The organism is Alcanivorax sp. 24 (assembly GCF_004360225.1).
Classification (GTDB): domain Bacteria; phylum Pseudomonadota; class Gammaproteobacteria; order Pseudomonadales; family Alcanivoracaceae; genus Alloalcanivorax; species Alloalcanivorax xiamenensis.
The window spans coordinates 35,002-48,690 of the sequence record NZ_SNUA01000005.1; the positions used below are offsets into that span (position 1 = coordinate 35,002).

The 13,689-nt window shown below is 59.6% G+C and carries 12 protein-coding genes; 10 read left to right on the top strand and 2 right to left on the bottom strand.

Translation table 11 applies throughout. The features are described 5' to 3' along the window. The first annotated feature begins 20 nt into the window (after window positions 1-20). The 7 genes from hpaD to hpaR are packed head-to-tail and all read left to right on the top strand — an operon-like array spanning window position 21 to window position 5,851. On the top strand, window positions 21-884 hold the full coding sequence (gene hpaD, locus E0L37_RS08420) for a 3,4-dihydroxyphenylacetate 2,3-dioxygenase (protein WP_133491311.1): 864 nt from the start codon (window positions 21-23) through the stop codon (window positions 882-884). A 31-nt stretch (window positions 885-915) separates the two neighbouring features. Then, window positions 916-1,305: a 5-carboxymethyl-2-hydroxymuconate Delta-isomerase gene (locus E0L37_RS08425; protein ID WP_133491312.1), complete on the top strand. Its 390-nt coding sequence runs from the start codon at window positions 916-918 to the stop codon at window positions 1,303-1,305. Further along, window positions 1,305-2,108, top strand: coding sequence for a 2-oxo-hept-4-ene-1,7-dioate hydratase (gene hpaH, locus E0L37_RS08430; protein ID WP_133491313.1), 804 nt, complete (start codon window positions 1,305-1,307; stop codon window positions 2,106-2,108). The genes E0L37_RS08425 and hpaH overlap by 1 nt, the downstream gene beginning before the upstream one ends. A 12-nt stretch (window positions 2,109-2,120) precedes the next feature. Beyond that, window positions 2,121-2,921 (top strand): 4-hydroxy-2-oxoheptanedioate aldolase, encoded by an 801-nt coding sequence (gene hpaI / locus E0L37_RS08435; RefSeq protein ID WP_133491314.1) that lies wholly within the window; start codon window positions 2,121-2,123, stop codon window positions 2,919-2,921. Between the two features lie 49 nt (window positions 2,922-2,970). Continuing rightward, window positions 2,971-3,924 carry an MBL fold metallo-hydrolase gene (locus tag E0L37_RS08440; RefSeq protein ID WP_133491315.1) on the top strand — a complete coding sequence of 318 codons (954 nt, stop codon included), beginning with the start codon at window positions 2,971-2,973 and terminating at the stop codon, window positions 3,922-3,924. Next, window positions 3,917-5,389: an NAD-dependent succinate-semialdehyde dehydrogenase gene (locus E0L37_RS08445; RefSeq protein ID WP_133491316.1), complete on the top strand. Its 1,473-nt coding sequence runs from the start codon at window positions 3,917-3,919 to the stop codon at window positions 5,387-5,389. Before E0L37_RS08440 ends, E0L37_RS08445 begins: the two co-directional genes overlap by 8 nt. A gap of 33 nt (window positions 5,390-5,422) precedes the next feature. Continuing rightward, complete coding sequence (gene hpaR / locus E0L37_RS08450) at window positions 5,423-5,851, top strand: homoprotocatechuate degradation operon regulator HpaR (RefSeq protein WP_133491317.1); 429 nt, start codon at window positions 5,423-5,425, stop codon at window positions 5,849-5,851. Window positions 5,852-6,159: 308 nt separating this feature from the next. On the opposite strand, the gene E0L37_RS08455 is transcribed toward hpaR, so the two are convergent. Both E0L37_RS08455 and E0L37_RS08460 read right to left on the bottom strand, forming a co-directional pair. Then, the gene (locus E0L37_RS08455; protein WP_133491318.1) at window positions 6,160-7,386 is read right to left on the bottom strand and encodes a branched-chain amino acid ABC transporter substrate-binding protein; all 1,227 of its coding nucleotides are present in this window, start codon (window positions 7,384-7,386) and stop codon (window positions 6,160-6,162) included. A gap of 131 nt (window positions 7,387-7,517) precedes the next feature. Further along, the gene (locus E0L37_RS08460; RefSeq protein ID WP_133491319.1) at window positions 7,518-8,255 is read right to left on the bottom strand and encodes a TerC family protein; all 738 of its coding nucleotides are present in this window, start codon (window positions 8,253-8,255) and stop codon (window positions 7,518-7,520) included. A 220-nt stretch (window positions 8,256-8,475) separates the two neighbouring features. On the opposite strand from E0L37_RS08460, the gene acnA reads away from it, so the two are divergent. From acnA to E0L37_RS08475, 3 genes are all read left to right on the top strand, one after another. Continuing rightward, window positions 8,476-11,220 carry an aconitate hydratase AcnA gene (acnA, locus tag E0L37_RS08465; protein WP_133491320.1) on the top strand — a complete coding sequence of 915 codons (2,745 nt, stop codon included), beginning with the start codon at window positions 8,476-8,478 and terminating at the stop codon, window positions 11,218-11,220. A 396-nt stretch (window positions 11,221-11,616) separates the two neighbouring features. Then, the gene (locus E0L37_RS08470) at window positions 11,617-12,177 is read left to right on the top strand and encodes a hypothetical protein (protein ID WP_133491321.1); all 561 of its coding nucleotides are present in this window, start codon (window positions 11,617-11,619) and stop codon (window positions 12,175-12,177) included. Between the two features lie 548 nt (window positions 12,178-12,725). Next, window positions 12,726-13,685, top strand: a complete 960-nt coding sequence (locus E0L37_RS08475) for an ABC transporter permease (RefSeq protein WP_133491322.1) — start codon at window positions 12,726-12,728, stop codon at window positions 13,683-13,685. Window positions 13,686-13,689: the final 4 nt, after the last annotated feature.

Below are 13,689 nucleotides of genomic sequence, written 5' to 3' on the forward strand. Positions count from 1 at the left end.
CTCGGATAAGGAGAAAAATCATGGGCGAAGTCGTTCTCGCCGCTAAAATCACCCACGTGCCCTCCATGTACCTGTCGGAGTTGCCGGGCAAACATCAGGGCTGCCGGCAGCCGGCCATCGACGGCCACAAGGAAATCGGCCGCCGTGCCCGTGAGCTCGGCGCCGATACCGCCGTGGTGTTCGACGTGCACTGGCTGGTCAACAGCGGCTTTCACATCAACTGCGGTGAACGGTTTGAAGGCATCTACACCAGCAACGAGCTGCCGCACTTCATCAAGGACATGCGCTACCGTTATCGCGGTAACCCCGCGCTGGGAGAAAACATAGCCGCCGAGGCCAACGCCGCCGGCGTGCGTACCCTGGCTCACAACATCCCCAGTCTGGAACTGGAGTACGGCACCCTGGTGCCCATGCGCTACATGCACATGGACGTACCCGGGGAGCAGCATCTCAGTGTCATTTCCATCGCCGCCTGGAACGCCTGGCACCGGCTGGAGGACAGTTTCACCTTCGGCGCCGCCGTACGCCGCGCCATCGAGGCCAGCGATCACAAAGTTCTGGTACTGGCTTCGGGATCGCTTTCCCACCGTTTTTCCGACGATCGTGAAGCGGAGAACAACCTGCACAAATGGACCCGCGAGTTCGATCGCCAGGTGGACATGAGGGTGGTGGACCTGTGGCGCCAGGGCCGCTTCAGGGAGTTCTGCGCCATGCTGCCGGACTATGCCGAGCACTGCTATGGCGAAGGCGGCATGCATGACACCGCCATGTTGCTGGGCCTGCTGGGCGGCGCCGAATACGACAAGCCGGTGGAGATTCTTACCGAACCGTTCGGCAGTTCCGGCACCGGCCAGATCAATGCGGTGTTCCCACTGCCCTGGTAACCGCGCGACGTACTCAAACGGAGTATGGCTCATGCCTCATTTCATTGCTGAATACAGCGGCAATCTCGAATCCGAAGCGGATTTCGACGGTCTGTTCGCGAACATCCACGAGGTTCTCGGTAACAGTGGTGTGTTTCCACTGGGTGGCATTCGCAGCCGCGCCATCCGTCATGACACCTGGCGCATCGCCGACGGCCAGCACGACTACGCGTTCGTGCACATGACCCTCAAGGTCGGCAGCGGCCGCGACCTGGCGACACGCCGGCGGGTGGCGGAAGCGCTGTTCGAAGTCATCAAGGCCCACTTCACGCCGTTGCAGGAAAAGCGATTACTGGCGGTGTCCTTCGAGATGACCGAGTTGAACCCGGATCTGAATTTCAAACACAACAACATCCACGCCTTTCTCAAAGGGGAGAGCTGATGCTCGACAAGGCTTTGATTCGCCAGGCCGCCCTGCGGCTCGACGACGCCGAACAACGGCGCACCCAGATCCGGCAGCTGTCACTGGAACAACCGGACATCACCATCGAAGACGCTTATGCCATTCAACGGGCCTGGGTGGATAAAAAAATCGCCGACGGCCGTAAGCTGATCGGCCACAAGATCGGCCTGACTTCCCGTGCCATGCAGGTATCCTCCAACATCAACGAACCGGACTACGGTGCCCTTCTGGATGACATGCTGTTTGACGAGGGAACCGATATTCCCTGCAACCGTTTCATCGTACCGCGCCTGGAAGTGGAGCTGGCCTTCATGCTTGGCAAACCGCTGTCAGGCCCGGACTGCACCCTGTTCGATGTCTACGATGCCACCGAATATGTGATTCCGGCACTGGAAATCATCGACGCCCGTATCCAGCAAGTGGACGCGCAAAGCGGCGCCACCCGCAAGGTCTTCGACACCATATCCGACAACGCCGCCAACGCCGGCGTGGTCATGGGTGGCCGTGCCATTCGGCCCATGGACGTGGATCTGAGACGGGTGTCGGCGGTGCTGTATCGCAATGGCGTGATCGAGGAATCCGGTGTCGCCGCCGCCGTACTCAACCACCCGGCCAAGGGCGTGGCCTGGCTCGCCAACAAGCTGGCACCCTACGGTGTCGGCCTGGAGCCCGGCCAATTGATTCTCGGCGGCTCCTTCACCCGACCGGTGGCGGTGCGCCCCGGCGACACCTTTCATGTGGACTACGGTGATCTCGGCGCCATCGCCTGCCGTTTTGTTTAACGGAGAAATCTCATGGACATGCCGGTGAACACATTCAAACGGGCCCTGCTGCAAGGCGTACCGCAAATCGGGCTGTGGTTGGGGTTGGCCCATCCCTACAGCGCCGAGCTGGCGGCCAACGCCGGTTTTGACTGGCTGTTACTTGACGGTGAGCACGCGCCCAATGATCTGCGCAGCCTGCTGTCCCAATTGCAGGCCATTGCTCCGTACCGCTCGCAACCGGTGGTGCGCCCCCCCGTGGGCGACACCGCTCTGATCAAGCAGTACCTGGACCTGGGAGCACAGACACTGCTGGTGCCAATGGTGGAGACAGCGGATCAGGCGCGCCAGTTGGTCCGGGACATGCGCTACCCACCAGAGGGCGTGCGCGGGGTCGGCAGCGCTTTGGCGCGGGCATCGCGCTGGAACAGCGTGCCCGGTTACCTGGACAAGGCCAACGACGAAATGTGTTTACTGGTGCAGATAGAGTCAAAAGCCGGCCTGGACAATCTGGACGCCATCGCCGCGGTGGAGGGTGTCGACGGCGTCTTCATCGGCCCCGCGGACCTCAGCGCCGCTCTGGGCCATCGCGGCAACCCCGCTCACCCGCAAGTGCAAGAGACCATTAAGAATGCCATTGGCCGCATTCTGGCCGCCGGCAAGGCTCCCGGTATTCTCTATGCCGATCCCGGAAAGGCGCGCCATTTTCTCGATCTCGGTTGTTTGTTCGTGGCGGTGGGCGTGGACACCAGCCTGCTGATGGGCGCTCTGAAAAACCTGGCCGGGCGATTCATGGCCAGTGACCACAACCCGGCTCCGCCTGCCGTGTACTGACCGATGTATTGACGCTCCCGCGCTCATCATTACAACAAGAGGAAAAATCATGCTTCGCTTACGCTCGCCACTGGCCGCGACGCTGCTTTTCATAGCCACTCTGATCCCTTTCGGCGTCGCCGCCGCACCGGCGGATCAGGCGCCGGTTCGTCTGATCCTGCTTGGCACCAAGGGCGGCCCTTCCATACTCTCCGATCAGCGCTTGCCCCAATCCACCGCGCTCATGATCGGCGATGATCTTTACCTGCTCGACGCCGGCTACGGCGCCAGCCTGCGTCTGGTTCAGGCCGGTATTCCGCTGGCCCGCCTCAAAGGCGTGTTCATCACCCATCTGCACAGCGATCACGTACTGGATTATCCGTCGGTGCTGATGAATGGCTGGGCCAGCGGGCTGAAGCATTCGGTGCGGGTGTTCGGCCCGCCCGGTACTCAGGCGATGACCGACAACACCTGGAAGACGTTCCAGGTGGACATCGGTCTGCGTATCGACGATGAAGGCAAACCCGATCCGCGCCAGCTGATCACCGTAAAGGAAATCGGAGAAGGCGTGGTGTATCGGGATAAGCAACTCACCGTCTCCGCCCTGCGCGTGCCGCACCCGCCGTTCAAGGACGGCCAGGCCTTCGCTTACAAGTTCGAGACCGGCGGCAAGACCATCGTTCTTTCCGGCGACCTGAATTACTTTCCGCCGCTGGCGGAGTTCGCCAAGGGCGCCGATGTCCTGATCAACGAAGTGGTCCACGTGGAAGCTGTCGAACGCCTGGCCAAACGTATCGGTAACGGCTCCACTCTGGCCAAGGCCATCATCTCTCACCACGTCACCGCCGGGAACGTGGGCCGTATCGCCAGGGACGCCGGCGTGAAGAAGCTGGTGCTGAGCCATTTCGTTCCCGCCGACGATCCTTTGGTCACCGATGACGTCTGGCGCCAGGCGGTGGGCGATCAGTATCAAGGGCCCATCGTGGTGGGCCGCGACGGCATGGAAATCAAACTCGATGACTGACACCACCGCTTTTTCAAGCGCTCTTCAACAGAACGGGCTCTTTCGGCAAGACGCTTATATTGACGGCAACTGGGTAAACACCGCGCAGCGGTTCGCGGTCACCGATCCCGCCACGGGCAACATCGTGGCGACCGTGGCGGATTGCGGCGCCGACGCCACCCGCGCGGCGGTGGACGCCGCCCACCGGGCGCTGCCGGCCTGGCGCGACCGGACCAGCGGCGAGCGCGCCGCGCTGCTGAAGGAATGGTTTCGTCTGGTGATGGAAAATCGCCAGGATCTGGCTCACTTGCTGAGCCTGGAACAAGGCAAGCCACTGGCGGAAAGTCTCGGCGAAATCGACCACGGCGCCCGCTTCCTGGAGTGGTTCGCCGAGGAAGCCAAGCGGGTGTACGGCGATATCATTCCCCATGATCGCGCCGGCCGGCGTCTGGTGGTGCTGAAACAACCCGTGGGGGTGACGGCGGCGATCACCCCTTGGAACTTTCCCCATGCCATGGTCACCCGCAAGGCGGCACCGGCGCTTGCCGCCGGTTGCACCCTGGTGCTCAAACCGGATCCGCAAACACCGCTGTCGGCACTGGCACTGGCGGCACTGGCGGAACAGGCAGGCCTGCCCGCCGGCGTCCTGAACGTGGTCACCGGACTCGACGCCGCCACCATCGGCGCGGCACTGACCGGCGACGAGCGGGTCCGCAAATTATCATTCACGGGTTCCACCGCCGTGGGTAAGTTACTGATGGCCCAATGCGCGGAACAAATGAAAAAGGTCAGCCTGGAATTGGGCGGTAACGCCCCCTTCATCGTTTTCGACGACGCCGATTTGGACGCCGCCGTGCAAGGCGCACTGACATCCAAGTTTCGCAACAGTGGCCAGACTTGCGTCTGTACCAACCGCTTCTTGATCCACGACCGCATTTACGATGCGTTCTGCCAGCGCTTCAGCACGGCGGTGGCGGCGCTGCGGGTCGGGCCGGCTTTCGAGGAAGGTGTGCAGCAAGGGCCGCTCATCAACGAGCAGGCCCTGCGGAAGGTGGAGATTCACCTGGCCGATGCCGCCAGCAAAGGTGCCCGCATTCTCATCGGCGGGCAGCGCCATGCGCTCGGCGGCGCTTTCTTTCAGCCCACGGTGCTGGCCAACGCCACACCGGATATGTTGCTGTTTCAGCAAGAAACTTTCGGACCTCTGGCACCAGTGTTCCGGTTTCATGACGAAGAGGAAGCACTGGCCCTGGCCAACGACACGCCGTTTGGACTGGCCGCTTACCTCTATACACGTGATCTGGGGCGCGCCTGGCGCGTCAGCGAGGCGCTGGAATATGGCATGGTCGGCGTTAATGAAGGTATTATTTCCAACGAGCGGGCACCCTTTGGCGGCATCAAGGAATCAGGTCAGGGCCGCGAAGGCTCCCGTTACGGAATTGAGGACTATCTGGAAGTAAAATACATGTGTCTGGGCATCGGTTGATGCCCATTCCAACTGTAAGGACGCCGATCCCGCATGCCCAAAGCCGCACCCTCCCTCACCCTGGCCCTGTTGCAGGGTCGCGAAGCCGTGATGGCGTACTTCCGCCCTTTGCTCAACAAACACAACTTGACCGAGCAGCAATGGCGAGTCATTCGTATTCTTAAACAAGCTCCTGACTTTACCCTGGAAAGTCGTGATCTGGCCGCCCTGGCCTGTATTCTCCGGCCCAGCCTTACCGGCGTGCTGGTGCGCCTGGAAAAGGCCGGCCACGTACACCGCTGGAAACCGGAAACCGATCAACGGCGCCTGTGCGTCACCCTCACCGATCAGGGACATGAGGTATTCGCGCAAATGAGCAAAGGCATGAACCGGCAATATCAGAAGATCCAGCAGCGACTCGGCGAGGACGACTACCAGACCTTGATGAACCTGTTGAGCCGGCTGCGGGATCTACAGCCCTGAATAGGTAAACCAGCCGACGGCGACCCAGGTCGCCGCTTTTTTGGGACTCATAGCGGTTTAGAGGGAAACGGCGCTTCGATCATGAGCACGGGTCTGTAACGGAAGGGGCTACGAAGCCGCTGTGGGAGCTTGCTTGCAAGCGAATAAGCTTCCGGGTCCCAAGATTTGCCTGCAAGCAAGCTCCCACAGCGGTGCTGTAGCAACCTCCAGGTTGATATCTTCGGGGTAACCGGGGAATACGGGTATCCTTTATCCTCTCCAGGAAAGGTTCGTCGTTGAAAGCGCGACGAACCTTCTTTCCGCTTCCGTTATTGTGGCCGACGCATGCGGCACCCGGTCGCCGGCATGGTGACCACCTCGGGTTCAATACGATCCAGTTTGGCGAAATTGAAGCCCGTGCCTTCGGCGCCATAGGGCATGTCGTCCTTCAGCACAGAAACGAACAACGGCGTTTGCAGCTGATGGTCCTCGCCACGCATGGTGACGGTGCCGTAGGACGTCTCCAGTGACAGTCCTTCCAGCGCCCGGGCCACGTCCACCGGATCATTGCTGCCCGCCTTGTTCGCCGCTTTTTGCAGCATTTCCAACATTACCGTGATACGCGGATAAAACAGGAAGTAATCCCATTTCTTGTCTTTATACATCTGCTTCTGACGCTCGCCAATAGCATCGTCATCGGTATCACCGTAATAGCCATAGATCTCATAAATACGGTCCACGCCCTGCTCGCCCAACTGGCTGACTACCCCCGGGCTACCGCCGTAATAAGTCAGGAACGGTACATTCAGACCAAACTCCGCCGCTGCTTTGACCAGCAAGGTGATATCCTGCCCCCAGTTACCGGTGATGATGGCGTCCGCCCCGGATGCCTTGATTTTGGAAACATAGGGGGTGAAATCCTTGACCTTGCTCAGCGGATGAAAATCAGTGCCGACAATTTCGATGTCCGGACGTTTCTCCTTGAGCATGGTACGCGCGGCCTCCGCCAACGCGTGGCCAAAGCTGTAGTCCTGATTGATCAAGTAGATCTTCTTGATGTCATCCCGACTGGCGATCCAGTCGGTGAGCGCTTTCATCTTCATGTCGGAATGCGCTTCGAAACGAAAGTGCCAGAATGAACAGCGATCATTGGTGAAACTTGGCTCCACCGCGCCATGATTCAGATAAAGCACTTCCTTTCCGGGGTTACGCCTGTTGTATTTATCCACCGCCGCGATCAGAGCCGACCCCACCGCTGAGCCGTTACCCTGAACAATGTATCGGGCTCCCTCATCGATGGCCTTCTGTAACTGAACCAGGCTTTCCTGGGGATTGATCTTGTTATCCAGACCGATGATTTCAATGGGATCTCCATTGAGTCCGCCATCGGCGTTAAGCCGTCGCGCGTCGAAGCGCAGATGCTCCAATACCGGCAGGCCGGTGCTGGCCATGGGGCCGGTCAGCGGATCAATCAGCGCGATTTTCACCGGCGCCGCCAGCAACGGCCCCGCCATCATCATCAATGCAGCGAATAGAATAGAAATAGCACTCCGCATAAAGCCTCCGTTGTTATTGTGATAAGCGTTATTCATGCCTCCCGAAGCAAGGCTTTTAAATATTTACTCTGTATATATACCAAAGAGTATGTGCACAACAACGAGGCCTTGTCTATTGTGCCTTGTGGCCCCTAGTCTCCACTGCTCGCCCTGCGACGGCGGGCGCTCATGCGCAGGTTGAGCATTTCCACACCAAAGCTGAACGCCATGGCGAAATAGATGTAGCCCTTGGGTATATGGAAATCGAGACCGTCCGCAACCAACGCCGTCCCCACCAGCACCAGAAACGACAGCGCCAGCATCTTCAGGGTTGGATGTTCGGTAACGAAATTACCGATGGCATTGGCGAAGACCATCATGAAGCCCACCGCGATGACCACCGCGATCACCATCACCTCCAGATGATTGGCCATGCCGACGGCGGTAATAACGGAGTCCAGCGAAAACACCACATCCAGCAACGCGATCTGCACCAGAATACTGAAGAAGGAAGCTCTGCCCCTGGACTTGGTAAACTGATGTTGTTCGCCGGCGTCATCAATGGAGTGATGGATTTCCATCACCGATTTTGCCAGCAGAAATAAACCGCCGAGAATCAGCACCAGATCGCGGCCGGAAATGCCCTGCCCCAGCACCGTGAACCAATCCGCGGTGAGCCTGGTCAGCCAGGCCAGTGACGCCAGTAGCAGCAGCCGCATGATCATGGCCAGGGACAAGCCAATCAAACGCGCCTTGGGACGCTGCCGCTCCGGTAGTCGGTCAACCAGAATGGAAAGAAAAATGATATTGTCGATACCCAGCACGATTTCCAGGGCGGTCAGGGTGGCAAGGGCCACCCACGCCTCTGGAGCAGCTATCCACTCCAGCATGTATCGTCCTTCGTCCAGCACCAACGTTACGTCCGGGCGTGGGGGCCGAACCACGCGCCTCACCCGCTCCCCGGGGATCCATTTTCGGCCAATGAAGCGCCATTGCCGTCCCCCATCCTACCGATAGTCGCCCCCTGTCGCCCACTGGTTCATGTACCGGCCATATGGGCGTAGTATCAAAGGACCCCAACCCCACAACTTGCATGAAAGGAGGTGCGCAGTGACGAGGATTGGCCAGGACACCCTGAACAGCGCCAAGCCGCTGAACGTCGGCGATCGGACCTATCATTACTTCGATCTCAATACCGTCGCCGACAAAGGATGGGGTGACCTCAGCAAACTGCCCTTTTCCCTGAAAGTTCTATTGGAAAACCTGCTGCGCCATGAAGATGGCGACACCGTCACCGTGGACGATATCGAAGCTCTGGTGCGGTGGCCGGAGAAACGCACTTCCGATCGCGAAATCAACTACCGCCCCGCCCGGGTACTGATGCAGGACTTCACCGGTGTGCCCGGAGTGGTGGATCTGGCCGCCATGCGCGACGCTATCAGCAAGGCTGGCGGCGATCCGAATCGCATCAACCCGCTGGCGCCGGTGGATCTGGTCATCGACCACTCGGTAATGGTGGACAAGTTCGGCAATCCCCAGGCGTTCTCGGAAAACGTGGAGATCGAGTACGAACGCAACCGCGAGCGGTATCAGTTCCTTCGTTGGGGCCAGAAGGCCTTCGACAATTTCCGCGTGGTGCCGCCGGGCACCGGGATCTGTCACCAGGTCAACCTGGAGTATCTGGCCCGCGGCGTCTGGTCCGGCGACAGCGACGACGGCAAAACCTATGCCTACCCGGACACGTTGGTGGGCACTGACTCTCACACCACCATGATCAACGGCCTGGGGGTACTGGGCTGGGGCGTCGGTGGCATCGAAGCGGAAGCGGCCATGCTCGGCCAGCCGGTGGCGATGCTGATCCCGGAGGTAATCGGTTTCAAAATCACCGGCAAGCTGCGTGAGGGCGTCACCGCCACCGACCTGGTGCTGACCGTCACCGAAATGCTCCGCCGGCGCGGCGTGGTGGGCAAGTTCGTCGAGTTCTTCGGCGATGGCCTGGCCGACCTGAGCCTGGCGGACCGCGCCACCATCGGCAACATGGCACCGGAATACGGCGCCACCTGCGGCTTCTTCCCCATCGACGAACGGACCACCGAATATCTACGGCTCACCGGCCGTCCCCAAGAGGTGGTGGATCTGGTGGAAGCCTACTGCAAGGCTCAGGGCCTGTGGCGCTCCAGCGCCGATCCCGATCCGGTCTTCACCGACACCCTGGAACTGGACCTGGACGATGTGGTCCCCAGCCTGGCCGGCCCGAAGCGGCCCCAGGACCGGGTGCCGATGACCGCCGTGAAACGCACCTTTGTTGATCTGCTCACCAAGGAACTGAAGCTCGACGACACCGAAATCAGCAAATTGGAGGGCGAAGGCGGACAAACCGCGGTGGGCAACCACGAGCCCTGCAGCGGCGTGGAAGTGGAGCTCAACGGCGAGCGTTTTCACCTGGACCACGGCGCCGTGGTGATCGCCGCGATCACCTCGTGCACCAATACCTCCAACCCCAGCGTCATGCTCGCCGCCGGCCTGGTGGCGAAGAAGGCGGTGGAAAGGGGCCTGATGCGCAAGCCCTGGGTAAAAACCTCGCTGGCGCCGGGCTCCAAGGTGGTCACCGATTATCTGAGCAAAACCGGCCTGCAAGACCCGTTGAACGAGCTGGGCTTCGATCTGGTGGGCTACGGCTGTACCACCTGCATCGGTAACTCCGGCCCGTTGCCGGAAGAGATCGACCACGGCATTGCCGAAGGTGACCTGGTGGTGGCGTCCGTGCTTTCCGGCAACCGCAACTTCGAAGGCCGGGTCCACCAAAGCGTACGCACCAACTGGCTGGCATCGCCGCCGCTAGTGGTGGCCTATGCCCTGGCCGGCACCGTGCGGATCGATCTGGACAAGGATCCACTGGGCCGCGACAACGACGGCAAGCCGGTCTATCTGAAGGATATCTGGCCCAGCAGCAAGGAAATTCAGGACGCCATGGTGATGGTCAACAACGACATGTTCACCCGTGAATACGCCAGCGTGTTCGATGGCGACGAGACCTGGAAAAGCCTGCCGATACCGGATTCCAAAACCTATGAGTGGAACAGCAAATCCACGTACATCCAGAATCCGCCTTTCTTCGAGGGTCTCACCCCCGAGGTGGAAGACGTGCAGCCGGTCAAGAACGCCCGCGTCCTGGCCTTGCTTGGCGATTCCATCACCACCGACCACATCTCCCCGGCCGGGGCGATCAAGGCGGACAGCCCGGCGGGGCACTACCTGCAGGGCCACGGCGTGGAACCAATCAATTTCAACTCCTATGGCTCCCGGCGCGGCAACCATGAAGTAATGATGCGCGGCACGTTCGCCAACATCCGTATTCGTAACGAGATGACCCCGGACATCGAGGGCGGCTACACCAGGCACATGCCCGGTGGCGAGGAAATGCCGATTTACGGCGCCGCCATGCGCTACCGCAAGGAAGGCGTCCCCAGCGTGGTGGTGGCTGGCAAGGAGTACGGCACCGGCTCCAGCCGCGACTGGGCGGCGAAAGGCACCCGTCTTCTCGGAGTCCGGGCGGTGATCGCCGAAAGCTTCGAGCGCATCCACCGATCAAACCTGATCGGCATGGGCGTGTTGCCGCTGCAATTCCCGGAGGGTGTGGACCGCAAGACACTCAACCTGGATGGCAGCGAGGAAGTGGATATTCCCGGCCTGAGCAACGATCTTAAACCAGGGCAGGAAATCGAGGTGATCTTCCGCAAAGGCGACGGAAAGGAGCAAAGCGTCAAGGCAATCAGCCGTCTGGATACCGGCGCCGAGGTGAACTACTACAAGAACGGTGGCATTCTCCACTATGTGCTGCGGCAAATGATGTAACCCCCCGCGCCGACCCTGCATAAACAGGGTCGGCGCTCTTCTTTCTTTTTTGTTTTTCTTACTTTTCTTATACACGGGTTTTTCGTTCCCTTTTTTTCCAACATCGGCGAACGCCGATAACCGCTACTTTTTCCGTCTTTTCCGCCCACTGTGAGTGCGCGAGAAAGAGCCCGCCGACGCCCGTTTTTTCCACTCAAAAAACACTTACCTGTCCCCTTTTTTATTCATTGCGCATTTTTTTAAAAAACAGGTTTGCGTTTAACGCACATCAGAGCAAAGATAGATTCGTCGGCAGCATTTGGGGCAAGCCGACAAGGCGTCGCACCTGCCCCGGCGACGCCGCCAACGTCCATTATCACGGATCCAAAAAGCACACATGGAAGACGGAGGCGGGGAATGAATATTTCCACGGTAACCAACCCAAAAATCCACCCTTTTCTATACGTCTATCGCAGCCGAGAAGATGATTTCTGGTGGTGTGCGATCCCTTACGTTGACAAGCGGGCAAGGCGCCGCCAGAAACGCTGTACCTTCCGCGACAGCAAGTTTGGCAGCACCGAGGCGGCGCTCTACCAGGCCAGGCTCTGGCGCGACCGGCAAATCCAGCGGCCGGAGGTCCGCGCCGCCATGGGCAAGCACCGTCCGCTGATCCTGTGCAGTACCGACGAATTGGATCGTATGTCCGAAACCCGTAATCCTTTCGGCTTGGTGGGCATCACCGCCACCTTTCGCGACAAACCCCTGGGAGGCAACTTTTCGGTCACCGCCAACCGGGGGCGCAAGAAGTGGTTTTCCATGCGCCGTTATGGCGGCTACGGTGCCTTCCGCCGAGCGGTGGAACAGCGCTGCCGCTGGGTCGGCGAACCGATGCCTGACGAAGAGGATCTCAAACGTCGTTACCAACACTGGGCTCGCCGCAACCGCGATACCCTGATCAGCCACCGGGTGGAAACCTGATACAGGCAGCACAGGGCCGCCAGTCCGGCGGCCCTGTTACTCTTTTTCCCTACCGTTTGATCCTTTTGGTAACGGACCAAAGAAAATAATGCCCTCTTATTAACTTCTTTGTCGTGAGCACTCAGTTTTAACTTAACCATAACCTCGGACAATCAAGCATCTGGACCACCAGTCGTTCATTTTTTTACACTGTCCTTTCGTCCACTGCCTCCGAAAAATAAGCGGAATACCTTTCTATAACAGCAAGTTACCACATACCACAAGGCCCCAAACCCGATTAACGCCTTCGCCCCTCATCCCCAGTCATAGCGCGCCTTGACACCCGAAAAAGACGCGGGATAAAGTGAAATTGAAGTTCATTATTCGATAGATCAGGCATCATTTTAATGTCCTGACGTTTATTTTTGCCTGGCCGTCGGGCTGTCCCCAGCCGGGATAGAGCGATAACAGCGCTCCAAAACAGTTTTTCACAACAACTATCGACAACAACAGGGCCCCTACAAGAGCGGAGCATCGCCGGGGTCAGGCTCGGGAAACAGGTAGTCAACATGGGTTTTTATGTATTACGGCGCCTGCTGGCGCTGATTCCCACCCTGTTCATCGCCAGTGTCATTGCGTTCACCGTGGTCCGCCTTGTTCCCGGTGATGTTCTCGACCTGATGCTCAGTGAGAACGTGTACTCTTCCGGCGCCCCCGAAGACCGGGCCCAGTTGGAGCAGGCTCTGGGCCTGGACAAACCGCTCTACCAGCAATATTTGCATTGGGCCGGCAACGCCCTGCGGGGTGATCTGGGCGAATCGTTATGGCGCAACACCCCGGTTACCGGGGAAATCGCCGCGCGCCTGGACGTCACCCTGGAACTGGGCATCCTGGCTCTGCTGATCGCATTGCTGATCGGGCTGCCCATCGGCATCTTCGCCGCGGTCCGGCAGGAGACCCTGGGCGATCATATCGGCCGCACCTTTTCGATCCTGGCCCTGGCCATGCCGAACTTCTGGCTCGGTACTCTGGTGGTGATTCTTCCCGCTTTGTGGTGGGGCTGGTCCCCTCCCAACGAACTGGTGCCGTTTTTTGAAAATCCCGTGGAAAACCTCAAGACTTTTCTGTTGCCGTCCCTGATTCTGGGCACCTCGCTATCAGCGGTGATCATGCGCATGACCCGTACCATGATGCTGGAAGTGCTGCGTCAGGATTACATCCGCACCGCCTGGGCCAAGGGGCTGCGCGAGCGCCGGGTGGTACTGATGCACGCGGTCAAGAACGCGATGATTCCGGTGATCACCCTGGTCGGCATCCTGGTGCCAATCCTGTTCGGCGGCACCGTCATCATCGAACAGATATTCCGCCTGCCGGGGCTCGGGCAACTGTTGCTGGAAGCGGTCAGCACCCGCGATTACCCGATCATCACCGGCGTCTTTCTGGTCACCGGCGTGGTGGTAATGCTGGTCAATCTGCTGGTTGATCTGTGTTACGGCTACCTTGATCCCAAAGTTCGTTACGACCGCTGACGGA